Consider the following 23,551-nt stretch of genomic DNA (forward strand, 5'->3'; position numbering starts at 1 on the left):
GCCCGACCCCGGGCGGTGCAGCCGTGGGAAGAGGCCGAGGACGCACCGCCCAAGGCGGCTGCGGTGGTGCCACCGGGCCAGGTGCTGCCCGTGCGCAACAGTGCGCCGCCCACCGCACCCGATGCGCCAGACGATGAAGACGGGTATGAGACCGATCCGGCCTTCAATTCGGAACCCAATTGGTCTGCAGCCCCCGTGGAACCTGCGCGGGAAGCTACTAAAGTTGTAGCAGTTCCGGTGCGCATGCAGGCCGAGTCCCGCGCCGACGCCGTCGCTGCCCAGGCCGCGCCGGTGCTGGTTCCCACCGAAGAGGGCGACTTCTGGCACGCCACGGTGCAGCAACTCATCCAGGCTGAGGCCATCACCGCCATGGTGCGGGAACTGGCGCTGCAATCGCAACTGGTGGCGCGCGATACCGACCAGTGGATCTTGCGCCTGGAGCGCGAGTCGCTCAACCAGGCCGGCACCCGCGACCGCCTGACCGCCGCGCTGCAGGCGGCCGGGTTTGACGTCAAGCTGGTGGTGGAGATTGGTCGCGTGACCGACACCCCGGGGCGGCGCAACCAGGCGGCGTCGGCCGAGAAGCAGCTCGCCGCCGAGAAGATTATTTTTGACGCACCGTTTGTGCAGGCCATGATGCGGGACTTTGGCGCGAAAATCGTGCCCGGTTCCATCAAGCCGCTCAGTTAATTCATTGCAACCTTTCAAAGGAAACCCATGTTCAACAAAGGACAACTCGCCGGCTTGATGAAGCAAGCCCAGGCCATGCAGGACAACATGAAGAAGGCCCAGGACGAGCTGGGCAATATCGAAGTAACGGGTGAGTCGGGCGCGGGCCTGGTCAAGGTCACCATGACCTGCAAGCACGACGTCAAGCGCGTCACCATCGACCCCAGCCTGCTGGCCGACGACAAGGACATGCTGGAAGACCTGGTGGCCGCCGCCTTCAATGCGGCGGTGCGCAAGGCCGAGGAAACTTCGGCCGAGAAAATGGGCAAGATCACCGCCGGCATGCCCGGTCTGCCCGGTGGCATGAAGTTCCCGTTCTGAGTACAAGCGCAGGACGCTGCCGGTGGCCGACGCCCATTCCCTGGAGATGCTGATCCAGTCGCTCAAACGCCTGCCCGGCGTGGGGGTGAAGTCGGCCCAGCGCATGGCCTTCCACCTGTTGCAGCACGACCGCGAGGGCGCGTTGACCCTGGCGCGTGCGTTGCAGGCGGCTGCCAGCGACGTGCGCCACTGCGAGCGCTGCCACACGTTCACCGAAGCGCAGATTTGCGCCACCTGCCTGGACCCGCAGCGCGACCACAGCAAGCTGTGCGTGGTGGAAACCCCGGCGGATCAGTCGGCCCTGGAGCGCACCGGCGCCTACCGCGGACTGTATTTCGTGCTGATGGGCAAGCTCAGCCCGCTGGACGGCGTGGGCCCGAACGACCTGGGCCTGAAGAAGCTGTTTGAACGCGCCTGTGACGGCGTGGTGCAGGAGGTGATCCTGGCGACCAATTTCACGGCCGAAGGGGAGGCCACGGCGCACGTCATCAGCGAGGCACTCAAGGCCCGCGGCCTGCGGCTCACCCGCCTGGCGCGTGGTGTGCCCGCAGGCAGCGAGCTGGAGTACGTTGATCTGGGCACCATTGCCCATGCCCTGGTGGACCGGCGCTGACGCCCCCTGAACCCCAGTTTTTTTATCCGAAAGTTTTTTTCATGCCTTACGCCCACTTCACCATCGCCTACTGGTGCGTGCTGATTGCCGCGCTGTTGCCTCTAGGTTGTTCCAGTCTGGCCAAGGCCGGCATGTTTGGCAAGCCGCGACGCGAAGGCGGGTACGACAACGAGAACCCCCGTGCCTGGTTGGCACGCCAGACCGACTGGCGCGCCCGCGCCAACGCCGCGCAGGCCAACAGTTTTGAGGCGCTGCCGTTTTTTGTGGGTGCGGTCATCATCGCCCACCTGCTCGGCGCCCATCAGGGCCGGCTGGACGTGCTGGCCTTCCTGTTCGTGGTGATCCGCCTGCTGTACATCATGATGTACGTTTCGGGCATGGCCAAGGCGCGCAGCCTGGCATGGACGGCCGGGCTGCTGGTGAACATTGCCATTCTGTTCGTAGGCTACCGCTAGACCGGCGCGGCAGCGCCCTGGCGCGGCGCGGTCAGCGCTTGGCCACCCGGGTGCTGGACGCTTTCGATTTCTTGCCGTGCTTGCCACCGGCGGCCTTGCCGGCGGAAGCCGTGCGGGTTCCACCTTTTTTGGATGCCGTGGCCCGTGAGCCGGCATGCGACTTGCCGCCGCGCGACGTGGCGGGCAAAAACACCACCACCTGCTGGCCCGGCTTGAAGCGGGCCGATGCATTGACCTTGTTCCACTGCGCCACTTGGTCCGCGCTGACCCGGTATTTGCGGGCCACGCTGGCCACGCTGTCGTTCTTGCCGGCCCGCAGCACGCTGCGCTTGAGCACTACTTCGGGGGCCAGCGAGAGCTGGCCGTTGTCCGCCACTTTCTCGGTCACGTCCTGGTTGATGTGGTTGGCGCGGGGAACCAGCAGGGAGGAGCCGGCCCGGATCACCACCCGGGGGGGAATGGCGTTGACGCTGCGCAAATCGGCCTCGGTCATGCCGACGCGCTTGGCAGCATCGGCGGGACGCATGGTGCTGGGGGCAATCCAGACGGTCCAGCTCGCCAGCCGGCCGCCGCCATAGGCTTCCAGATTGCTTTGGAAAATTTCGGCGTTGTCCCAGGGCAGCAGGATCTGCGGGGTGCCGGCGGCCATGATGACGGGCCGATTGATGGACGGGTTCAGGGCCTTGAAGTCGTTCAGCGGCACTTCAGCCAGCCGGGCGGCGAGCGAAACATCAATGTCGCGCCGGATGGTGACGGACTGGAAGTACGGGTGGTTTTCAATGAGCGGCAGGGCGGAGTTGAAGGCCTCGGGTTGCGACACGATGTTCTTGATGGCCTGCAGCTTGGGCACGTAGAACCGGGTCTCCATCGGCATGTTCAGGTCCGGGTAGCCGGTGGGCAGGCCGGCACGTCGGTTCTTGGCAATGGCGCGCCCTACGCTGCCTTCGCCCCAGTTGTAGGCCGCCAGCGCCAGATGCCAGTCGCCAAACATGCCGTACAGCTTTTGTAGGTAGTCCAGTGCCGCGCGGGTGGAGGCCAGCACGTCGCGTCGGTCGTCCCGAAATGCGTTCTGCTTGAGTTCGAAAGACTTGCCCGTGGCAGGCATGAACTGCCACATGCCCGCGGCCTTGGCCCCGGAGACGGCCTGCGGATTGAAGGCGCTTTCAATGAAGGGCAGCAAGGCCAGTTCGGTGGGCATGTTGCGCACTTCCAGCTCTTCCACGATGTGGAAGAGGTATTTCTTGGACCGCTCCGTCATGCGCAGGATGTAGTCGGGGCGCGAGGCATACCACTGCTCGCGGTCATGGACCAGGTCGTTGTCCAGGTCCGGCATGGCATAGCCGCGGCGGATGCGGTCCCACAGATCGACCGGCGGCGCCAGCGACATGACGGTTCGCGTGGGCATTTGCTGCGCGGTGATGGGCGTGAGCGCAGGGCGGCCGGTTGCAGTTCTGGCGGCAGGGGCTGCGGAGCGCCCCAGCACGTTGCTGGAGTGCAGCGTGAGCCCGTCCGGCGGGGTGGCGTCGGTGGAGAGGGTGCTTGCGCACCCGGTCAGCCACAGCAGGCCCGCGAGGCAGGAGAGCTTGAAAAAGTTCATCGGTATTGGTTCTTCCATTCGCGCAGCGTGGCAAAGGTGCCTGCCTGGTCCACGCCCCGCGCATCAAATCGGCGGGCGGCGGCTACGACGGTGGGTTGGCGGCTGCGCAAAAAAGGGTTGATCTGGCGTTCCAGCGCAAGGGTGGACGGCAAGGTAGGTTGCCCCTGGGCGCGCAGGGCCTGGCAGTGGGCATTGTAGGCAACGAGCTGGGCATTGTCGGGTTCGATTTCCAGCGCAAATTTCAGGTTGCTCAGGGTGTATTCGTGGGTGCAGCAGACACGGGTGGCATCGGGCAGGGCCGCCAGCTGGTCCAGCGATGCCAGCATTTGCTCCGGTGTGCCTTCGAACAGGCGCCCACAGCCGGCGCTGAACAGGGTGTCGCCGCAGAACAGCAGGGGGCTGGCGTCCATGGCCGGGCAGTAGAAAGCGATATGCCCGGCCGTGTGGCCCGGCACCTCCAGCACCTGGAAATCCAGCCCGAGGAGGCGCACCACCTCGCCACCGACCAGCCGTTGCAGCGGCTCGGGCATGGGTTCGTGTGCAGGGCCGAAGACCGGCGCACCGGTCACTTGGCGCAGGCGGTCGACGCCCGCGGTGTGATCGGCGTGGTGGTGCGTGACTAAAATGCCCTGCAGATGCACGCCCTCGCGCTGCAGGGCCTGGATCACCGGCTCGGCATCGCCGGGGTCCACTACCAGAGCCTGTTGCCCGTCGTGCAGCATCCAGATGTAGTTGTCGACATAAGCAGGCAGCGGTATTAACTTCATGAGCACTCAAATTATAGGTTTGCAAGACTGGTTCCACACGCCTGCAGGCCAATACCTGCTGGAATGGGAGCGCACCCAGGTGGACGCAGCGGTGGCCGACATATTTGGTTACCATGCGCTGCAGTTGGGTGTGCCGGAACTCGATGGCCTGCAGGCTAACCGCATGCCCCACCGCTGGCTGGCCACGGATGACCTGCCGCAGGCCGGACATCCGCCTGTGCGCGAGGTGGTGCTGGTGAACGACTTTACCGCCTTGCCGTTTCCCGCCGCCAGCCTGGACCTGGTGGTGCTGCCCCATACGCTGGAATTCAGTGCCGACCCCCATGTGACCCTGCGCGAGGTGGAGCGCGTGCTGGTGCCGGAAGGCCGGGTGGTCATTTGCGGGCTCAATCCCACCAGTCTGTGGGGTTTGCGCCAGCGCCGTGCCCATCTGTACCGCAAACTGGGCGTGGGGCGCCTGTTCCTGCCGGACGGTGGCGAGTTCATTGGCTACTGGCGGCTGCGGGACTGGCTGCGTCTGCTGGGCTTCGAGGTCGAGGTGGGGGAGTTTGGCTGCTACCGTCCCGGTGTGGGCAATGACAAGTGGTTGCAGCGCTTTGAATGGATGGACCGTGCCGGGGCGCGTTGGTGGCCCATTTTTGGTGCCGCGTATTTTTTGGTGGCAGTCAAGCGCGTGCGGGGCATGCGCCTGCTGGAGCCGCAGTGGAAAACCGCGCCGGCGCGTGTGCGCAAGTCGGTGTCGGTCGCCAACCGGGCGAACGACCGTTAATGGATGCAGGAATCAGGATAGTGACCAAGAAAGAAACGTTGAGCCATGTAGTGATTTACACGGACGGTGCCTGCAAGGGCAATCCGGGCCCCGGTGGCTGGGGCGCCTTGCTGCGCTCGTCCGATGGGACCGAAAAGGAGCTGTTCGGCGGCGAGCTGGAAACCACCAACAACCGCATGGAAATGACGGCCGTGATCCAGGCGCTTGCCGTGCTCAAGCGCCCGTGCGCGGTGACGCTGAACGTGGACAGCCAGTACGTCCTCAAGGGCATGACCGAATGGCTCGCGGGCTGGAAGGCCAAGGGCTGGAAGACGGCAGCCAAGCAACCGGTCAAGAATGTGGACCTGTGGCAGCAGCTGGACCACCAGGTGACTCACATGGGGCACTCCATTGACTGGCAGTGGGTTCGTGGACACAACGGCGACCCGGGCAACGAGCGCGCGGATGCGCTGGCCAACCGGGGTGTGGAGAAGGCCCTGGGCCGGCACTGAACGCGCGGGCCGGATTGCGCGGCCCGTGTAAAGCTGTGCAAAGTTGTGGCGCCGTCGGCTGGCGCCTGGGTTCCCGACGCCGATTGGCGCGGCTCGAACTGGTACATTGAGGGTCTGCTGCGTGTCGCTTTTCCAGGCGCGCCTTGATGAGATTCCAAAGATGTTTTTCGTTCGTTTTTGCGCTGAAGTGGTGAACCGGAAAAAATGGACGCTGTCGTTTCCGCTGGTCGCAGCCCTGGCCGGTGCCAGTCTGGTGGCGGCCTGCGGTAGCAAGACGGATTCAGGGCCCGCACCTGCAGCCAGTGCCGGTGCCAGCCGGGCAGGGACCGCGGCGCCGATTGCCGTGACCACATCACTCGCCCGGCAGCGGGATTTCGATGTGAACCTGCAGGCGATCGGCACCGTGGCAGCCGTGTCGAGCGTGGACGTGAAACCCCAGACCACCAGTGTGCTCACGCGGGTGCATGTTCAGGAGGGGCAGTTCGTGCGGGCCGGTGATCTGCTGTTTTCACTGGATGCACGCGCGGACGAGGCCAACGTGGCCAAGGCGCGGGCCCAAATGGCCAAGGACGAGGCCGCGCTGGCCGACGCCCAGCGCCAGCTGGCACGGAGCCGGGACCTGATTGCCAAGAATTTCATCTCGCAGGGGGCGTTGGACACCAACCAGGCGCAGGTGGAGTCCCAGCTGGCAACGGTGGCGGCGGATCGCGCGGCCCTCAATGCGGCGGAGCTGTCGCTGTCGTACACGCGGGTCAAGGCGCCGGGCGCCGGGCGGCTGGGTACGGTCAATGTGTACGCCGGAACCGCCGTCCAGGCCAATCAGACCACGCTGGTGACCATCACCCAGCTCGACCCGGTGTCCGTGGCATTCAACCTGCCCCAGAGCAATTTGGAAACCGCGCTGGCCGGCCTGAAGGGTGGGGGCATCCGGGTGACCGCGAAACTGCCGGAAAACAAAGGTGCTGTGCAGGGGCGTCTGCAGTTTGTGGACAGTGCGGTGGATGCAGCAACCGGAACGGTCAAGGCCAAGGCCCGTTTTGACAACCGCGAGGCCCAGCTGTGGCCAGGCGCCTTTGTCAACGTAGAGCTGACCGCCGGCACGCTGAAAGATGCCGTGGTTATTCCGCTGGCATCCATCATCCAAAGCACGCGCGGGCCCATCGTGTACGTGGTTCAGGACGGGAAGGCAGTGGTCCGCAAGGTCCAGGTTCTGGCATCGCAGGCCGATGAGGCAGCCGTGACCGGTGTGCAGGGTGGCGACCGTGTGGTGCTGGAAGGGCGGCAGAACCTGCGGCCGGACTCGGCCGTAGTGGAGCGCGCAGCCGGGTCGGCGAAGCCATGAACCTCTCTGAACTGTTCATTCGCCGTCCGGTGATGACGGTGCTGCTGAATCTGGCCATTGTGCTGGCCGGAGTGATCGGCTACCGCAGCATTCCGGTGGCGGCCTTGCCGAGCTATGACACGCCGGTGATCAACGTGTTTGCATCGCTGCCCGGTGCCAATCCGGAGACCATGGCGACCTCGGTGGCCTTGCCCCTGGAGAAGCAGTTCCAGACCATTCCGGGCCTGGCGCTCATCAGCTCGACCAGTACCCTGGGCAACACGTCGCTGACACTTGAGTTCGAGGAGGGGCGCGACATTGACGGTGCGGCACTGGACGTGCAGGCGGCGCTGCTGCGGGCGCAGCGCTCGCTGCCCCAGGACATGACGCAGTTGCCGGCCTACCGCAAGGTCAATCCGGCTGACGCACCGGTGCTGCTGGTGGCCCTGACTTCGCCGTCCCTGGCCCCGTCGGACCTGCAGGACTACGCGGAACATCTGATTTCCCCTACGCTGTCCACGATCAGTGGCGTGGCCCAGGTCAACATCTTTGGTTCCAAGCGCTTTGCCGTGCGCGTGCGCGTGCTGCCGGAGGCGATTGCCGCGCGCAACATCGGGCTGGATGAACTCTCTGCCGCCCTGCGCGCAGCGAACGTGAACACCCCCGTCGGGACGCTGGACGGTAAGCGCCAGATGCTCACGCTGCAGGCCAACCGGCAATTGCGCAACGCGGCCGAGTTTGCGGACCTGATTATCGCCACGCGCAATGGCGCACCGGTGCGGCTGAAGGATATTGCCAGCGTGGAAGACAGTGTGGAAACGGCAAAGACGTTTGCCAACTTGAACGGCGAGCCGTCGATTACGCTGGCCATCCTGCGCCAACCGGGGGCGAACACGGTGCGGGTGGTGGACGCGGTGCGGGCCGCTTTGCCCACCTTGCAGGCGCAGATGCCGCAGTCGGTCCGGATGACGGCGGTGAACGACCGGTCGGTTTCGGTGCGCGACGCGTTGCACGACGTCTCGCTGACGCTGGTGGGAACCATCGCGCTGGTGGTGCTGGTGATTTTCCTGTTCCTGCGCCGTTTCGTGGCCACGGCCATTCCCACATTGTCCTTGCCCGTTTCGCTGATTGGCGCGGTGGCGTTGCTGTGGGGGATGAAGTACAGCCTGGACAATGTCTCGCTGCTGGGGCTGACACTGGCCGTGGGGCTGGTGGTGGACGACGCCATCGTGATGCTGGAAAACATCATGCGGCACGTGGAAAACGGAGAGGCGCCGTTCAGCGCGGCACTGCGTGGTTCGCGCGAGGTGGGGTTCACCATTGTGTCGATCTCGACCTCGCTGATTGCCGTGTTCATTCCCATCTTTTTCATGCCAGGCGTGATCGGCCTGCTGTTTCATGAGTTCGCCGTGGTGGTGGGCTTGTCCATTGTGGTGTCGGCCTTTGTGTCTCTGACCCTGGTTCCTATGCTGGCCAGCCGGTTCCTGAAGAATGAGCCACACGAAAAGACGCCGGGCAAGCTGGAACGTGTGGTGGAAGCCGGGTTCGATGCAACCCTGCGCGCCTACACGCGCACGCTGGACATGGCATTGGGGCACCGCAAGACCGTCCTGCTGGTAGCGCTGCTCACGTTCCTGGCAACTGCCTGGCTGTTCAATGTCATTCCCAAGGGGTTTTTCCCGGAAGAAGACATTGGCCAGATCACGGTCTCGACCGAGGCGGCAGAGGACACGTCGTTCACCGAGATGGTTCGTCTGCAGGAGAGCGCGGCGGCCATTATCCGGGCGGATGCCAATGTGGGCGCGGTCAGCTCCTTCAACGGCGGCAGCGGGGCCCAGAATGCCGGACGCATGTTCGTTACGCTCAAGCCCCGTGGTCAGCGCCAGCCGATGAAGCAGGTGATTGAAGGCCTGCGACGCAAGCTGCGGGACGTGACGGGGATTGCCGTTTTCATGCGGCCGATTCAAAACCTGCAGCTCGGCGGACGCCCGAGCAAGGCCCAGTACCAGTACATTCTGCAGAGCGTTCGCGCCGATGAGCTCAACGACTGGGCCTCGAAGCTGCAGGAACGATTGCGGGCCGATCCGCTGTTTCGCGATGTGACCAGTGACGCCCAGCTGCGCGGACTTCAGGCCCAGTTGCAGATAGACCGCGATCGTGCCAATTCCCTGGGCGTTTCCATTGACCAGATCCGCTCCACCCTGTTCAGCGCCTTCGGCGAGCGCCAGGTTTCCACCATCTATCTCCCGACGGACAGCTACCAGGTGATCCTGGAGGCTGCTCCGCAAGCCAAGCTCGATGAGCGTGCCATTAGCGCCATCTATGTGCGATCTGCCACGGGTTCGCTGGTGCCGCTTTCGGCGTTCACGACCGTGCAGAGAACGGTGGGGCCGACTTCCATCAACCATGTGGGCCAGTTGCAGGCGGTGACGGTGTCATTCAACCTGGCGCCCGGAGCCGCGCTGGGTGATGCAACAACCCGCATCGATGAGGCGCGCGCGGCCATCAGGCTGCCAACATCGATCATTACCAGCTATGGCGGAGACGCGGCTGTCTTCAAGAGTTCCCAGGGAAGCCAGATCGTGCTGATCATTGCGGCGCTGCTGGTGATCTACATCTTGCTGGGGGTGCTGTATGAAAGCTACATCCACCCCATTACCATCCTGGCCGGTCTGCCGTCGGCCGCGGTCGGTGCGCTGGGCACCTTGATGCTGTTTGGACAGGATCTCACGATCATTGCCACCATCGGCATTCTGCTGCTGATCGGCATCGTGAAGAAGAATGCGATCATGATGATCGACTTTGCGTTGGATGCACAGCGACACCACGGCATGACGCCGTCCGAGGCGATCCGCGAGGCCTGCATCCTGCGTTTCAGGCCCATCATGATGACAACGCTGGCCGCCTTGATGGGAGCCGTGCCGATTGCCCTGGGTCTGGGGGCCGGTGCCGAGTTGCGCCAGCCTCTGGGGCTGGCGGTGGTGGGGGGGCTGGTATTTTCCCAGGCCGTGACGCTCTATATCACCCCGGTGATCTATCTGGCGCTGGATCGCTTCAGCGGCAAGGGGCCGGTGACCACGCCGGAGTCGACAGCCGCGGCATCCTAGCCGCCGATGTAACTCATCTCGACCCGGCGGCCGCCGGTTCCGGTGTCGGCCGTCATGGCACCGCGCAATTCTGAATAGCGGTCCGCGCGCGCACCCCAGATATGGCCGATGGCCGAGGCCAGGTCCGCGTCGCTGGCCGTGCCCCGCACCAGACTGCGCAGGTCGTAGCCCTGGTTGGCGAACAGGCACAGGTACAGCTGGCCTTCGGTGGAGAGGCGGGCGCGGTTGCAGTCGCCGCAAAAAGCCTGCGTCACGCTGCTGATGACGCCGATTTCCCCGGCCTGCACGTCATGGGCACCTGCGGCGTCGGCAAAGCCCCAGCGTTGAGCGGTCTCTCCCGGTGCGGCAGGTTCCAGCGCCACCAGGGGCATTTCAGCCTGGATGCGCTGGATGACTTCAGCCGAAGGCAGCACGTCGTTCATGCGCCAGCCGTTGGTGGCGCCCACGTCCATGTATTCGATGAAACGCAGCACGATGCCGCTGCCCTTGAAATGGCGCAGCATGGGAATGATTTCCTGGTCGTTGGTTCCCCGTTTCACGACCATGTTGACCTTGATGGGGCCCAGGCCTGCCTCGCGTGCAGCGTGGATGCCGTCGAGCACATCGGCGACCGGAAAGTCCACGTCGTTCATGCGGCGGAATGTGGCGTCATCGAGCCCGTCCAGGCTCACGGTGACCCGCTGCAGGCCCGCTGCCTTCAGATCTCTGGCTTTGCGCGCCAGCAGCGACCCGTTGGTGGTGAGTGTCAGGTCCAGGGGCTTGCCTTCCGTCGTGCGCAACGTCGCCAGCTTTTCAATCAGTACTTCAATGTTCTTGCGCAGCAGCGGCTCTCCACCGGTCAGGCGGATCTTCTGCACGCCGTGGGCCACAAACTGCTGGGCAATGCGGGTGATTTCCTCGAACGACAGCAAGGCGGCGTGTGGCAGGTACGGGTGGTCCTTGTCAAAAATCTCCTTGGGCATGCAGTAGTTGCACCGGAAATTGCAGCGGTCGGTGACGCTGATGCGCAGATCGCGCAGATCGCGCCCCAGGGTATCGGTCAACAGGCCTTGCGCCGCGATGTGCTCCCCCGGCGCCAGAGGAATCGACGGTGGTGGGCTGACTTTTCCGGCTTGGACAACCAGTGGAATGACACGGGGAGTGGAACGTTCGGACATACCCGCTATTGTCCCTTGTCTGTGGCAAATTTGCGACGCAATACAGTGCAAAATTGTGAATACCAAACAAGAGCGAGAGAACGCGCCGTCGTTGGAGACCCTTTCATGCACAAAAAATACATTTTTTTCTTTCTGCTATTGCCAGCTTTCGCTGGCGCAGGCCCAAACCGGTGTTGCGTCAGCGGCCGTGTCCGAGCGCGATTTCCTGGGGGATGTGCCCATTGTCCTGTCGGTGTCGCGTCTGGCGCAGCCGTTGGACGAGACTCCCGGTGCCGTAACCATTCTGGACCGGCAGTTCATCCGCATGTCCGGCGCCCGGGACGTGGCTGACCTGCTGCGGCTGGTGCCGGGGTTCCAGACCACCACAGCCTTTGAAACCGATGCGCCCATGGCCACCTACCATGGTCGCAGCAACGATTGGGCCAACCGCATCCAGGTTCTGGTGGACGGTCGGTCGGTGTATTCCGGCTATTTGCAGGGTTCAATTGGCATGGGCCTGCAAACCCTGGGACTGGATGACATTGAGCGCATCGAAGTGCTGCGCGGCTCCAATTCTGCGGCCTACGGAGCGCGTGCCTTTTTGGGGGTCATCAATATCGTTTCGCGGGACGTCCGGGAAACGGCCGGAGCAGCCGGTAGTCTGACTGCCGGGGAGAACGGCGTGGCGGACGTGGCCGCCCGCCTGGGCTGGGGGGATGAATCGGCGATGTACCGCATCAGCGCCGATACCCGTGAAGACAATGGCCTGCGCGGAGCGTTTGGCAAGAACCAGGTTGGCCGGGCGAATTTCTCCACACACCTGTCACCCGGGGGCGGGAATGAACTGGATGTGCGCGTCGGCATGCTGGACATTAACGCCGGCCGTGGAACGCCTGGAGACGCCGGCAATGCCGCACGCATGCGTTACCAGGGCTCCCAGTTTGTGCAGCTGGACTGGCGTAAAACCGTGGCGGACGACCAGGACGTGGCGGTCACGCTCTCGCACACGGAAAACACGTACCGGGATAATTTCCCCTACCTGAGCAACAATTTTGGGGCCCTGTATTACGGAACGCTGATTGACTTCAGTGGGCGCGAGTTCAATGACGCGCTGACCCTGCAGCACACCGTGCGGTTTTCCTCTGCGCTGCGCACCGTATGGGGTGCCGAATTGCGACGGGAGCAGCTGGTTTCGCGCTCCAGTTTCGATGTGCGGCGACAGGTCAGCACGGATTTCCACCGCGTGTTTGGCAATGCCGAGTGGCGCTTGTCGCCGGCCCTGATCCTCAACGCCGGCCTGATGGGGGAGCATAGCGATATCGGGGGGGATTCCGCATCGCCGCGTGTCATGCTGAACTGGCATGTCGTCGACGGGCATACCCTGCGTGCCGGTGTTTCACGGGCATTCCGTCCCCCCAGCGCCTTTGAGAAATACGGGGACGTCAAGTACTACGACATCAACGGTGCCAACCCGCTCACCTTTGTCGCCAGCAACGGTCAGGTGAAGTCCGAGCGCGTGGAGACTCGGGAGTTGGGTTACTACATGAATCTGCCGGCCGCCGGCTTGAGCGGGGACTTGCGCCTGTTCGATGAGCGCATTTCGGACGGCATTGTGTGCCTGCTGGTCATTCCACAGAACTGCGTCAACAAGGAAGACTACGCCATTACGGGCGCCGAGTACCAGATCACCTGGAAGCCGGGTGTGGACACCCAGGTCTTCTTCAACCAGACCTGGACCAATATTGCGGATGCGACGGACTTCCGGACCCTGCACGGAGCCCCCAAGTTTGCGGGGTCGTTGACGGTGATGCACACGCTGGCATCGGGCATTGCGCTGTCCCTGATGCACCAGCGGACCGAGGAAGTCGCCTTGATGTCGAATGACTCGGGAGGCGTGGCCAATCCGTTGTGGTCCATGGGCCGCACCGACGTCCGCATTGCCAAGCCGTTCCGTGCGGGCAAGACCCGGGCCGAGCTGGCGCTGACGATCCAGAATCTGGATATGCCTTATCGCGACGGCGATACCAAGTTCTTCTTTGACCGCCGGGCCCTGGTGTCCCTGCGGTTCGAACAGTAAGGCCTGCCCGGTGCCCGTCCCCCTGCTCAAATTCCTTGCGTGCCTGTGGTGGACGCTGTGCTGGGTGGGGGCGGTGCAGGCGGCGAGCGTGGTGGTTGTCACCAGCGAACGCAGCGCCGGCTATACCGATGCTGCCGGCGCGCTGGTGGGCGAACTGGAACGCAGCGGGGTGCCCCGGTCGGACATCGCCCTCCTTTCGGTCCCGGAGTCCGCAGGTGTGGCGGTGGCGGGGGAGGCGGCACCCCGCCTGTTCGTGACCCTGGGTGCCGATGCGCTGAAGCAGATGCTCCTGCGCGATGTGCGGGTGCCGGTGCTGGCCGCACTCATTCCCCGCAGCAGCGTCGAACGGGTGCGCAAGGAATCGGGCAACAAGACCGCCGCGGTGACGGCGCTGTACCTGGACCAACCGTTTGGACGCCAGCTGGACCTGTTGCGGCTGGCGTTGCCCGCGGCCAAACGGATTGGGGTCTTGTGGGGTACGGAGTCCGTGCAACAGCAGTCCTTGCTGCTGCCGGCGCTCAGCGCGCGGGGCTTGAGCCTGGTCAGTGGTTCCGTGGCGCTGAGCGGTTCGCTGTTTGGCGGACTCAAGACCGTGCTGGATGATGCTGACGTGTTGCTGGCCATTGCCGACCCCCAGGTTTTCAACAGCGCCACCATTTCCAGCATTTTGTTGACGACCTACCGCGCGCATACGCCGGTGCTGGCCTTTTCTCCCGCGTATGTGAAGGCGGGTGCCTTGCTGTCCCTGCACACCACGCCGACCCAGGTCGGGTTGCAGGCGGCAACCATGGCACGCACCTTGCTGCAGGGAGGGGCACTGCCGCCGGCCCAGTACCCCGCGGAGTTCTCCATCGGAGTGAACGAGCATGTGGCCCGCTCACTGGGCTTGGCATTGGATGCTGCCACGCTCACCGACAGCTTGCGACGAATGGACAAACGGCCATGATATTCACCACCATCCGCACCCGCATGCTGGCCGCCGCGCTGCTGCCCGTGACTCTGGTCATTGTGGTCCTGGTCGGTGTCTTCTGGAGCACCCGGGTGGGCGACCTGGACGCGGCCCACCGGCAGCGGGCCAAGCTGCTGGTGCACCAGGTCGCCATCGCCAGCGAATACGGGCTGTTTTCCGGCAACCTGACCAACCTGCAGAGCGTGGTGAACGGCATGCAGCGTGAGCCCGACGTGCGATCGGTTGCCGTATTCGGTGCCGGTGGCTTGTTGCTGGCCCGGGCGGGTGCTGGCGGGTACCAGACGCTCGCGGACCTGTCGAGTCCCGTCTATGTGCAGCAACAGCGTGCGCGGGGCATTGACGTGTTGACGGAGGTCATCAGTACCAGCGATGTGCAGCTCGACGACCTGTTCTCACCGCCTCCGGGGGGGCAGTCGGTGCCCCCCATGGTGCTGGGTCACGCCGTGGTGGAACTGTCAACGGACGGCCTGCGCTCCCACCAGCGGGACATCCTGTTCGTGGCGGTTTTTGTGGGGTTTGTGGGTTGGATGGTGGGCGGTGGGCTGGCGACCCGGTTGGGGCAGGGGGTTGTGCTTCCTGTGGCCCGGGTGTCGCGCATGATCGAGCGCATTGGGCGGGGTGACCTGGCGGTGGGGGCCGATCCGGACCCGAAGGACCCCCTGTACGAGCTGCAGATGGGGTTGGGTCGGATGGCGGAGCGCCTGGCCTGGAGCCGAGAGGATCTGGAGCAGCGGGTGGCCACCGTCACGCACGAACTGCGCCTGAAAAAGGAGGAGGCAGAGGCCGCAACGCTGGCCAAGTCGCGCTTTCTGGCGGCGGCCAGCCACGACTTGCGCCAGCCCACCCATGCACTGGGCATGTTCATTGCCCGTCTAGGGCAGCTGCCGATGGATGCGCAGACCCGGCAGCTGGTGGGCAGCCTGGAGGCGTCCGTGCATGCCATGCAGGACCTGCTCGATGGCTTGCTGGATCTTTCCCGACTGGATGCCGGAGCGGTGCCGGTGCACGTGCGGGCGGTACCGATGGACGCGCTGTTGGAATCGGTTCGTAGCGTGCTGGGGCCTGTGGCGGCGGACAAGGGGCTGCGCCTGCGGGTACGCTCCACGGCCTTGTGGGCCATGACCGATGAGATGCTGCTGCAGCGCATGGTGATGAACCTGGTTCAGAATGCCATTCGCTACACCGAGCGGGGCACGGTGCTGCTGGCGTGCCGGTCGGCCGATCACGGCAACGGCGTGCGCATTGAGGTGTGGGACAGCGGCATCGGCGTTTCACCCGAGCACCAGTCCGAAATTTTCAAGGAGTTCTACCAGGTCGGCAATACCGGGCGCGAACGTTCCCGGGGGCTGGGCCTGGGACTCAACATCGTCGAGCGCAGCGCGCGCTTGCTGGGTCACACCGTGGTCCTGCGTTCCAACCTGGGCTGCGGTACCCGTTTTTCCATCACCGCGCCACGGGCAATGGCTCCGGCTGCCATGCCGGTGGTCGTTGCCAGCGTGCTGCCCAGTGTGGCGGGGCTCGATGGGGTGCGGGTGCTGGTGATCGAAGACGATGGTTCTGCCCGTGAGGCGATCCGCGAACTGCTGGCTTCCTGGGGCTGCCATGTGGAGGCGGCGCAGACCCTGGAGCAGGCACGGGTGCTCCTGCGCAACGGGGCCATTCCGGATGTGATCGTGAGCGACTTCCGTCTGGGCGACGGCAGCAACGGCTTGTCGGCCATTGCCAGTCTGCGCGATCTGGCCGGACAAGACATACCGGCCTGCCTGATGAGTGGAGACACCGATGGTGCGCTGATGCAGGCGGCCAAGGCGGCCGGTCTGACGCTGCTGCACAAGCCCGTTCGCCCGGCCAAGTTGCGCAGCCTGTTGCGCCATTTGACCAGCGCAGCCGCGGGAGGGCAGAGGACAGTGGCGCCGGGTGATGGGGTTCAGGACGCGGTGTAACCGCAGCGCGCTGCGGCAACCACCGCCTGGGTGCGGTTGTGTACGGCGAAGTGCCGCAGGATGGCGGTGACGTGGGTCTTGATGGTTTCTTCGGAAACGTTGAGTGCCTGGCTGATCTCCCGGTTGGACTGGCCATCAAGCAGACCGCGCAGCACCAGCTCCTGGCGCTGGGTCAGCGCAGGCCGCTCGGAGGCCGGATCGGGCTGTTCCGGCAGGGTGTCGGTTTCCAGTTCATGCGGCAGGTAGACGTCACCGTCGAGTACCCGCCGCACAGCGCCCAGCAGTTCGTCGCTGAGGCTGGATTTGGTTACAAAGCCCGCGGCGCCGGCCTGCAAAACCTGGCGCATGATCTGGACGTTGGCCGAACCGGACAGCATCACGATGGGAAGTTCCGGATGCTGTTGCCCAAAGATGGCCAGGGCCTCCAGCCCGGTCATGTCGGGCAGGCGGTAATCCAGCAGGATCAGATCCAGGTCGTTGTGGGATTGGGTTGTCGCGAATGCCTGGGCGCAGGTGCCCGCCTGCAGGACCTCTACAGATTCGTCCAGGCCCTTGAGCACCTGGCGCAACCCTTCGCGTACCAGGGCATGGTCATCAACAACAAGAATTTTCACGGTTGGATCGGTGACAAAGCGGCATTCGGAGATACGCAGCTATGGTAACCCAAGGTGTGAAGATCGGTTCAAAAAAAGAAAGCCCGCCTAAGCGGGCTTCTTTGGGGCACGGTGGAGATCAGCTGTGGATCTTCATCATGACGGGAACGATTAGCAGCGCCACGATGTTGATGATCTTGATCAAGGGATTGATGGCGGGGCCGGCCGTATCTTTGTAGGGATCGCCCACGGTATCACCTGTGACCGCGGCCTTGTGGGTTTCGGAACCCTTGCCGCCGTGGTGGCCGTCTTCGATGTACTTCTTGGCGTTATCCCACGCGCCGCCACCGGTGCACATGGAGATGGCCACGAACAGACCGGTCACGATGGTGCCCATCAGCAGGCCCCCCAGCGCCGCCGGGCCGAGGACCAGACCAACCAGAATCGGCGCCACTACGGGCAACAGGCTGGGGATCATCATTTCCTTGATGGCGGCGGTGGTGAGCATGTCGACGGCGGTGTCGTACTCAGGCTTGCCCGTGCCGTCCATGATGCCCTTGATGTCGCGGAACTGGCGGCGCACTTCCACCACCACCGAGCCGGCGGCGCGGCCGACGGCCTCCATTGCCATGGCGCCAAACAGGTAGGGGATCAGGCCGCCAATGAACAGGCCGATGATGACCATCGGATTGCTCAGGTCAAAGGTAATGGCCTTGCCGTAGGCCTCCAGCTTGTGGGTGTAGTCGGCAAACAGCACCAGCGCGGCCAGACCGGCGGACCCGATGGCATAACCCTTGGTCACGGCTTTGGTGGTGTTGCCCACTGCGTCCAGCGGATCGGTAATGTCGCGCACGGCAGCGGGCATCTCCGACATCTCGGCAATGCCGCCGGCGTTGTCGGTGATGGGGCCGTAGGCGTCCAGCGCCACCACGATGCCCGCCATGCTGAGCATGGAAGTGGCCGCAATGGCAATGCCGTACAGACCGGCCAGCGAGTAGGCGGTCCAGATGGACACGCAGACAAAAATCACCGGCCAGGCGGTGGAGCGCATGGAAACCCCCAGGCCGGCAATGATGTTGGTGCCGTGGCCGGTAGTGGATGCCTGTGCGATGTGCTGCACCGGCCCGTACTGCGTACCGGTGTAGAACTCGGTGATCCAGACCAGTGCCGCTGTCAGCACCAGACCGACGGTACAGGCGCCAAAGAGTTTCATCTGCGCACCGGTTCCGCCCAGCGCGTTGTCGGGGATGAGCGACTGCGTGACGAAGTAGAACGCGACCAGGGACAGCACGCCGGCGACGGCCAGGCCCTTGTACAGCGCCGGCATCACGTTCTTCATGCCGGGAGAGGCTTTGACGAAGAAGCAGCCGATGATGGATGCCACGATGGACACCGCGCCCAGCGCCAGCGGATAGATCACGGTGCTGGTGCCGCCACCGGAAACCAGCAGGGTGCCCAGCACCATGGTTGCAATCAATGTGACGGCGTAGGTCTCGAACAGGTCGGCGGCCATGCCGGCGCAGTCACCCACGTTGTCGCCCACGTTGTCGGCAATCACGGCCGGGTTGCGTGGATCGTCTTCGGGAATGCCGGCTTCGACCTTGCCCACCAGGTCGGCACCAACGTCCGCCCCCTTGGTGAAGATGCCGCCACCGAGGCGCGCGAAGATGGAGATCAGCGAGGAACCGAAGGCAAATCCGACCAGCGGATTCAGCTTGGCGACGGAGACGGCGCCATCGGGTACCAGAAACCAGTAAAACGCCGTCACGCCCAGCAGGCCCAGGCCGACGACCAGCATGCCGGTCGTGGCACCGCCACGGAAGGCCACGTCCAGTGCCGGGCCAATGCCCTTGGTGGCGGCCTGCGCCGTGCGCACGTTGGCACGGACCGAGACGTTCATGCCGATGAAGCCGCAGGCGCCCGACAGAACGGCGCCGACCACAAAGCCGGCGGCACTCAAGGGGTCCAGAAATACGCCAATCAGCACGGCCAGTACCACGCCGACAATGGCGATGGTCTTGTACTGCCGCGCCAGATAGGCGGCAGCGCCGGTCTGGATGGCAGCTGCAATTTCCTGCATGCGCGCGTTGCCGGCGTCTTGGGAAAGAATCCAACTGCGTGCCCAGAAGCCGTATGCCACGGCAATGAACCCGCAAACAAGCGCCAGAATCAGCGCCGAGTTGCCCGTCATAGAGATACCTCCTGATGTTGTTTCGCTAGGGAGGGGCGCCACGCTAGCGGAGCCCCGCTGCGTTGCTTCCTCGTGCGTCCGGGAGGGGAGACGATTGGCCAACCCGGTCACTGTACCCGGAAAAAACCGGTTTTCCGGGCCGAGCAAGGCGGGTGTCAGTAAAATCAGGGTTAATCCTAGGCACAGGCCTTGGCCCATCCCGATCATGGCGCCGCATCCAGCGGCCCCTGCAAACCTCAAAGCGGAGCAAATTCAATGTCCCTGGACAACGTCACCCCTGGAAAAAACATTCCCGAGTCGTTCAACGTCATCATCGAAATCCCGATGAACGCCGATCCGGTCAAGTACGAAGTGGACAAGGAATCCGGCGCCATTTTTGTGGACCGTTTCATGAGCACGGCCATGCACTACCCCACCAACTACGGCTATGTGCCCCAGACCATTTCCGGTGACGGCGACCCCGTGGACGTGCTGGTGATCACTCCCGTGCCCCTCATCCCGGGTGTGGTGGTGACCTGCCGTGCCATCGGCATTTTGAAAATGACGGACGAGGCCGGTGAAGACGGCAAGGTGTTGGCCGTGCCTACCAACAAGATCCTGTCGCTGTACAGCCGTTGGGAAAAGCCGGAAGACCTGCAACCTTTGCGCCTGAAGACCATTGCCCACTTCTTTGAACACTACAAGGACCTGGAAGAAGGCAAGTGGGTCAAGGTACTGGGCTGGGAAGGCCCCGAGTCGGCCCATAAGGAAATCATGGACGGCATCGCCAACTACAACAAGAAGACACAGGCCTGATACCCTGGCGCGTGAGAGGGAGTAAAAAACGCATCGTTTTTGCCCCTGAGCCGCGCAGATACTGCGCAAGCAGCTATCAAAAACAGAGCGCCTGCAGCGTGGCTGCCAGGCGCTTTTTCGTGTCTGCTCCAGCCAACGGCAGCTACAGCGGTCTTATCGGCCGGGGTTTGGGAACACCAGCCGCTTGATGCCGGAACTGCGCTCAAAATGGCGCCACTGCCCGGCGGGCTGTGCCAGCCGGTCGGCCACGGCCCACCAGGCGCTGGGGTTCATCCCCAGGCCGATATGGCTGGCAAAGACTTCCACATTCTCGGTGTGCGGGTTGCGCGCGCAGGGCGCCTGCACGCTGGTTGGCCAGGCCACGACACCGTCAGTCCGGGAATAGATGGACGTGGTGGGAACCGGTGGAGCAGCCGGCAGGTCGAAGTTCTCGGTTTCGCGCACGATGCTGCGCCCGCTGATCAGCTCGTACAGGCGCCAGGCATTGGTGCTTTTGTGCGAGCCGGAAAAAGGGGTTCCCAGGGTGATCACGCTGCGCACGCAGTGGGGCAGCGCCTTGGCCAGCTCGCGGGCGTAAATGCCGCCCAGGCTCCAGCCGATCAGGCTCGCCTTTTCGCCAGAGGCTTCAAACGTGTCGATGACCTGCCGCTTGGCCGTTTCCAGAATGCCGGCACGCGGGCCGAAGTTGTAGCCCTGGTTCCAGCCCGACACGTCGTAACCCAGGTTCCGCAGATAGCCGCGCAAGGGCAAGGTGGAGCCATCGCTGGCGGACAGGCCGGGAAACACGATGACGGGGTGCCCGTCTCCACACGGCGCGCGCATCAGCGCGGGCCAGCTCGGCAACACCGACCACAACTCCCAGGGTGCGCGCAACTCCAGCGCGACCAGGAGCGCGTTAGGCGGTGGTGGGTGGTTGCCGTCGGTTGCGGGTGTGTGCGCGTTTGCCATGGAGGGAAGGCCGGGCGGCCTTGTCAGTTGCTGAACCTGGGGCCAACGTTAGCAGCATTTGGTGCGGGTTGCTTCCATAAAGTGCCCGTTTTTGGGCCGGGTATTCGCTGGTTCGTCACCTAGGTGACTGGTTTCGCTTTGGGGGTCCGGGGCGCGTGGTTACGCTCGCGTACCGTGGGGCAGCCTGCGTGCGATGGCGTTTCCAAAGCAGGGAATGCGTGCCGATTGGAAGGGTATTCCCGCACCTTTTCCGACCGCTTTACACAGGAGCGCCGTGTATGATGAATTGAAGGTTCTGCGGCGCGCGGAGCCTTTGATTGATGTCAAGGAAACAACCATGCAAACTGCGCAGAACCCGTCTTCTTCTCCCGGTCAGGGTACACCTGAGAGCCCGGTGGTGGCGGACTCGGGGCAGTACCTGACGCTGCGTTTGGGCGGGGAGGAATACGCCATCGATATTCTGCGTGTGCAGGAAATCCGTTCGTATGAAGAGCCCACCAAAATGGTCAACTCCCCCAGCTTCATCAAGGGGGTGATCAATTTGCGCGGCGTCATTGTTCCCATTGTGGATCTGCGCCTGAAGCTCAACATTTCCAAGGTTGAGTACAACGAATTCACCGTGGTCATCATTTTGAACGTGCGCGGCGTCATGGTCGGGGTGGTGGTGGATTCGGTGTCCGATGTGGTGTCGCTCGATGCCAAGGTCATCAAGCCGGCCCCGCAATTCGAATCGTCGATCGAGGCGCGTTTCATCCTGGGGTTGGCCAATGTCGGCGAGCGCATGCTGATCGTCATGAACATGGACGCCTTGCTGAGCAATGCCGAAATGGGGATGGTTTCTGCCGCCTTGAGCTGATGCATGCCGGTTTGTTTTATTTCTGATTTTTGGGTTTCTGGTTCATGAATTTCTCCGACTTCAAAATCCGCACCAAACTGGGTGCTGCCTTTTTCGTCATGGCGCTGCTGACAGCCGTTACTGGCGGGTTTGCCGTATCGCAGCTGGCGCGCATCAATGCCAACACCGATGACATGGCCACCAACTGGTTGCCCAGCAGCCGGTATGTGGGGGAGATGCAGGGCTTGTTGGGGGACCTGCGCCAGGGCGAGCTTCTGCACGTGATGGCGGTCATTCCGGAAGACAAGAAGCCCGAAGCCGACCGCATTGCGGCCGACAAGGCCAAGCTGGCGGAAGTGGGCCGCAAGTTCGAAACGCACCTGAAATCACCGGCTGAAAAACAGGCCTGGGATACGTACAACAAGAACCTGGCCGCGTACTACGCCAGCAACACCAAGTTGCTGACCATGTCGGACTTGGGCCCTGCCGAGGCCGCCGCCAGCTTTGACTTCCTGCGGGGCGAATCCCGCCTGGCCTTCCGGTCGCTGTTCAAGGCAATGGAAGAGATGTATGCCTTGAATGGCCAGGGCGTCAAGGATGCCTATGGCGGCGCACAGCAAACCTACACGGCATCCCAGGTGGGGGTGCTCGTGATGCTGGGGCTGGCGGTGGCGCTCGCGGTGGTGATGGGTATCTGGATCACCCGCCAGATCACCGGGCCCATCGAGTCCGCAGTGGAGGCCGCCAAGGAGTTTGCCGATGGCAATCTGACGTCGGAGTTGCAGGCCAAGGGAACCGATGAACCGGCGCAACTCCTGCACGCGCTGGAGGCCATGCGCCTGGGGCTGGCCAAGGTGGTGGCCAATGTCCGCCAGGGCTCGGAAAGCGTGGCCACGGCCAGCGCCGAAATCGCCCAGGGCAACCATGACCTGTCGGCCCGCACCGAGCAGCAGGCCAGCGCCCTGGAGCAGACCGCGGCGTCCATGGAGGAACTCAGCTCCACCGTCAAGCAAAACGCCGACAGCGCCCGCCAGGCCAGCCAGCTGGCGACCAATGCGTCAACCGTTGCCGTGCGGGGCGGTGAAGTGGTGGGTCAGGTCGTGGAGACCATGAAGGGCATCAACGAGTCTTCGCGAAAGATCAACGACATCATCAGCGTTATTGACGGTATTGCCTTCCAGACCAACATCCTGGCCCTGAACGCAGCCGTGGAAGCGGCCCGCGCCGGCGAACAGGGCCGCGGCTTTGCCGTGGTGGCCAGCGAAGTGCGCAGTCTGGCCGGTCGCTCGGCCGACGCCGCCAAGGAGATCAAGAACCTCATTGGCGCCAGCGTGGAGCGGGTGGAGCAGGGCACGGCGCTGGTCGATCAGGCGGGTGTCACCATGACGGAAGTGGTGAGTGCCATCAGACGGGTGACCGATATCGTGGGCGAGATCAGCGCCGCCAGCCATGAGCAGGCCTCGGGTGTCACCCAGGTGGGCGAGGCGGTGACGCAGATGGACCAGGCCACGCAGCAAAACGCGGCGCTGGTGGAGGAGATGGCGGCGGCGGCTTCCAGCCTGAAAACCCAGTCGCACGATCTGGTGCAGGTGGTTGCGGCCTTCAAGCTCAGCGCCAGTGACGCCAATGCGGCACCGTCGCGGGTGGCGGTGCGCTCCAGTGTGCCGCGCAGCACGCCGTTTGCTGGGCCTGAACGCCGGATCCATGATCAGGGCACCGTGCTGTCACGGGCCGCGGTGGTATCCAAGCCACAGGGCGCCGGTGCAGCGCCGGTAGCGGCGGCCCGTGCCGCAGCCCCGGTAGCCAGCACACCCCCGGCGAGTCCGGCAGCCGCCGTCAAAGTGGCGGCCACGGCGGGGGATGGCGACTGGGAAACCTTCTGACCTCGCGGGG

General features: G+C 64.0%; 20 protein-coding genes. 14 read left to right on the plus strand and 6 right to left on the minus strand.

Translation table 11 applies throughout. From position 1 onward, the window contains the following. The 4 genes from AC1Q5W_RS00005 to AC1Q5W_RS00020 all read left to right on the plus strand — a co-directional run. A partial coding sequence (locus AC1Q5W_RS00005) for a DNA polymerase III subunit gamma/tau C-terminal domain-containing protein (RefSeq protein WP_492703985.1) occupies positions 1-690 on the plus strand: 690 nt, incomplete at its 5' end. Between the two features lie 27 nt (positions 691-717). After that, a complete protein-coding gene (locus AC1Q5W_RS00010) occupies positions 718-1,050 on the plus strand; it encodes a YbaB/EbfC family nucleoid-associated protein (protein ID WP_296162168.1) in 333 nt (110 codons plus the stop codon). Positions 1,051-1,072: 22 nt separating this feature from the next. Next, a complete protein-coding gene (recR, locus tag AC1Q5W_RS00015) occupies positions 1,073-1,663 on the plus strand; it encodes a recombination mediator RecR (protein WP_492645677.1) in 591 nt (196 codons plus the stop codon). Between the two features lie 41 nt (positions 1,664-1,704). Next, entirely contained in the window at positions 1,705-2,118 is a 414-nt protein-coding gene (locus AC1Q5W_RS00020; RefSeq protein WP_492645678.1) for an MAPEG family protein, read from the plus strand. A gap of 31 nt (positions 2,119-2,149) precedes the next feature. Here AC1Q5W_RS00020 and AC1Q5W_RS00025 read toward each other — a convergent pair whose 3' ends face one another. Beyond that, positions 2,150-3,715, minus strand: a complete 1,566-nt coding sequence (locus AC1Q5W_RS00025; RefSeq protein WP_492645679.1) for a transglycosylase SLT domain-containing protein — start codon at positions 3,713-3,715, stop codon at positions 2,150-2,152. Next, a complete protein-coding gene (gene gloB / locus AC1Q5W_RS00030; protein ID WP_492645680.1) occupies positions 3,712-4,482 on the minus strand; it encodes a hydroxyacylglutathione hydrolase in 771 nt (256 codons plus the stop codon). The genes AC1Q5W_RS00025 and gloB overlap by 4 nt, the downstream gene beginning before the upstream one ends. Here gloB and AC1Q5W_RS00035 point away from each other — a divergent pair. The 4 genes from AC1Q5W_RS00035 (at position 4,481) to AC1Q5W_RS00050 (ending at position 10,170) form a co-directional block, all read left to right on the plus strand. After that, on the plus strand, positions 4,481-5,251 hold the full coding sequence (locus AC1Q5W_RS00035; protein ID WP_492645681.1) for a class I SAM-dependent methyltransferase: 771 nt from the start codon (positions 4,481-4,483) through the stop codon (positions 5,249-5,251). The genes gloB and AC1Q5W_RS00035 overlap by 2 nt on opposite strands. Before the next feature lie 38 nt (positions 5,252-5,289). After that, positions 5,290-5,742, plus strand: a complete 453-nt coding sequence (gene rnhA, locus AC1Q5W_RS00040; protein WP_492646178.1) for a ribonuclease HI — start codon at positions 5,290-5,292, stop codon at positions 5,740-5,742. Positions 5,743-5,902: 160 nt separating this feature from the next. After that, entirely contained in the window at positions 5,903-7,084 is a 1,182-nt protein-coding gene (locus AC1Q5W_RS00045) for an efflux RND transporter periplasmic adaptor subunit (RefSeq protein ID WP_492645682.1), read from the plus strand. Next, on the plus strand, positions 7,081-10,170 hold the full coding sequence (locus AC1Q5W_RS00050) for an efflux RND transporter permease subunit (RefSeq protein ID WP_492645683.1): 3,090 nt from the start codon (positions 7,081-7,083) through the stop codon (positions 10,168-10,170). The genes AC1Q5W_RS00045 and AC1Q5W_RS00050 overlap by 4 nt, the downstream gene beginning before the upstream one ends. On the opposite strand, the gene moaA is transcribed toward AC1Q5W_RS00050, so the two are convergent. Next, positions 10,167-11,327: a GTP 3',8-cyclase MoaA gene (gene moaA, locus AC1Q5W_RS00055; protein ID WP_492645684.1), complete on the minus strand. Its 1,161-nt coding sequence runs from the start codon at positions 11,325-11,327 to the stop codon at positions 10,167-10,169. The genes AC1Q5W_RS00050 and moaA overlap by 4 nt on opposite strands. 187 nt (positions 11,328-11,514) lie before the next feature. Here moaA and AC1Q5W_RS00060 point away from each other — a divergent pair, with 187 nt between their 5' ends. The 3 genes from AC1Q5W_RS00060 to AC1Q5W_RS00070 are packed head-to-tail and all read left to right on the plus strand — an operon-like array spanning position 11,515 to position 16,296. Beyond that, positions 11,515-13,383 (plus strand): TonB-dependent receptor plug domain-containing protein, encoded by a 1,869-nt coding sequence (locus AC1Q5W_RS00060; RefSeq protein ID WP_492645685.1) that lies wholly within the window; start codon positions 11,515-11,517, stop codon positions 13,381-13,383. 10 nt (positions 13,384-13,393) lie between these two features. Then, positions 13,394-14,329 (plus strand): ABC transporter substrate-binding protein, encoded by a 936-nt coding sequence (locus tag AC1Q5W_RS00065; protein ID WP_492645686.1) that lies wholly within the window; start codon positions 13,394-13,396, stop codon positions 14,327-14,329. Next, entirely contained in the window at positions 14,326-16,296 is a 1,971-nt protein-coding gene (locus tag AC1Q5W_RS00070; protein ID WP_492645687.1) for a hybrid sensor histidine kinase/response regulator, read from the plus strand. Before AC1Q5W_RS00065 ends, AC1Q5W_RS00070 begins: the two co-directional genes overlap by 4 nt. On the opposite strand, the gene AC1Q5W_RS00075 is transcribed toward AC1Q5W_RS00070, so the two are convergent. Together AC1Q5W_RS00075 and AC1Q5W_RS00080 are read right to left on the minus strand one after the other, a co-directional pair. Continuing rightward, positions 16,281-16,910, minus strand: coding sequence for a response regulator transcription factor (locus AC1Q5W_RS00075; RefSeq protein WP_492645688.1), 630 nt, complete (start codon positions 16,908-16,910; stop codon positions 16,281-16,283). The two genes, AC1Q5W_RS00070 and AC1Q5W_RS00075, sit on opposite strands and share 16 nt — an antisense overlap. 118 nt (positions 16,911-17,028) lie before the next feature. Then, on the minus strand, positions 17,029-19,080 hold the full coding sequence (locus AC1Q5W_RS00080) for a sodium-translocating pyrophosphatase (RefSeq protein ID WP_492645689.1): 2,052 nt from the start codon (positions 19,078-19,080) through the stop codon (positions 17,029-17,031). Positions 19,081-19,335: 255 nt separating this feature from the next. Here AC1Q5W_RS00080 and ppa point away from each other — a divergent pair, with 255 nt between their 5' ends. After that, on the plus strand, positions 19,336-19,875 hold the full coding sequence (gene ppa / locus AC1Q5W_RS00085; protein WP_492645690.1) for an inorganic diphosphatase: 540 nt from the start codon (positions 19,336-19,338) through the stop codon (positions 19,873-19,875). Positions 19,876-20,028: 153 nt separating this feature from the next. Here the strand turns inward: ppa and AC1Q5W_RS00090 are convergent, their stop codons facing one another. Continuing rightward, positions 20,029-20,823, minus strand: coding sequence for an esterase/lipase family protein (locus tag AC1Q5W_RS00090; protein WP_492645691.1), 795 nt, complete (start codon positions 20,821-20,823; stop codon positions 20,029-20,031). 337 nt (positions 20,824-21,160) lie between these two features. Here AC1Q5W_RS00090 and AC1Q5W_RS00095 point away from each other — a divergent pair, with 337 nt between their 5' ends. Both AC1Q5W_RS00095 and AC1Q5W_RS00100 read left to right on the plus strand, forming a co-directional pair. Continuing rightward, positions 21,161-21,679 carry a chemotaxis protein CheW gene (locus AC1Q5W_RS00095; RefSeq protein ID WP_492645692.1) on the plus strand — a complete coding sequence of 173 codons (519 nt, stop codon included), beginning with the start codon at positions 21,161-21,163 and terminating at the stop codon, positions 21,677-21,679. Between the two features lie 44 nt (positions 21,680-21,723). Continuing rightward, the gene (locus tag AC1Q5W_RS00100; RefSeq protein WP_492645693.1) at positions 21,724-23,541 is read left to right on the plus strand and encodes a methyl-accepting chemotaxis protein; all 1,818 of its coding nucleotides are present in this window, start codon (positions 21,724-21,726) and stop codon (positions 23,539-23,541) included. Positions 23,542-23,551 lie beyond the last annotated feature (10 nt).

The sequence above is a fragment of the Rhodoferax sp. MLSD5-FHT05B10 genome (assembly GCF_058793415.1).

Bases quoted from the DNA above. Each gene is read 5' to 3' on its own strand.
- AC1Q5W_RS00070 (WP_492645687.1), top strand. From the start codon at position 14,326: ATGATATTCACCACCATCCGCACCCGCATGCTGGCCGCCGCGCTGCTG.
- gloB (WP_492645680.1), bottom strand. From the start codon at position 4,482: ATGAAGTTAATACCGCTGCCTGCTTATGTCGACAACTACATCTGGATG.
- ppa (WP_492645690.1), top strand. From the start codon at position 19,336: ATGTCCCTGGACAACGTCACCCCTGGAAAAAACATTCCCGAGTCGTTC.
- AC1Q5W_RS00095 (WP_492645692.1), top strand. From the start codon at position 21,161: ATGCAAACTGCGCAGAACCCGTCTTCTTCTCCCGGTCAGGGTACACCT.
- AC1Q5W_RS00080 (WP_492645689.1), bottom strand. From the start codon at position 19,080: ATGACGGGCAACTCGGCGCTGATTCTGGCGCTTGTTTGCGGGTTCATT.
- AC1Q5W_RS00010 (WP_296162168.1), top strand. From the start codon at position 718: ATGTTCAACAAAGGACAACTCGCCGGCTTGATGAAGCAAGCCCAGGCC.
- moaA (WP_492645684.1), bottom strand. From the start codon at position 11,327: ATGTCCGAACGTTCCACTCCCCGTGTCATTCCACTGGTTGTCCAAGCC.
- AC1Q5W_RS00020 (WP_492645678.1), top strand. From the start codon at position 1,705: ATGCCTTACGCCCACTTCACCATCGCCTACTGGTGCGTGCTGATTGCC.
- AC1Q5W_RS00090 (WP_492645691.1), bottom strand. From the start codon at position 20,823: ATGGCAAACGCGCACACACCCGCAACCGACGGCAACCACCCACCACCG.
- AC1Q5W_RS00100 (WP_492645693.1), top strand. From the start codon at position 21,724: ATGAATTTCTCCGACTTCAAAATCCGCACCAAACTGGGTGCTGCCTTT.
- AC1Q5W_RS00035 (WP_492645681.1), top strand. From the start codon at position 4,481: ATGAGCACTCAAATTATAGGTTTGCAAGACTGGTTCCACACGCCTGCA.
- AC1Q5W_RS00045 (WP_492645682.1), top strand. From the start codon at position 5,903: ATGTTTTTCGTTCGTTTTTGCGCTGAAGTGGTGAACCGGAAAAAATGG.
- AC1Q5W_RS00025 (WP_492645679.1), bottom strand. From the start codon at position 3,715: ATGAACTTTTTCAAGCTCTCCTGCCTCGCGGGCCTGCTGTGGCTGACC.
- AC1Q5W_RS00050 (WP_492645683.1), top strand. From the start codon at position 7,081: ATGAACCTCTCTGAACTGTTCATTCGCCGTCCGGTGATGACGGTGCTG.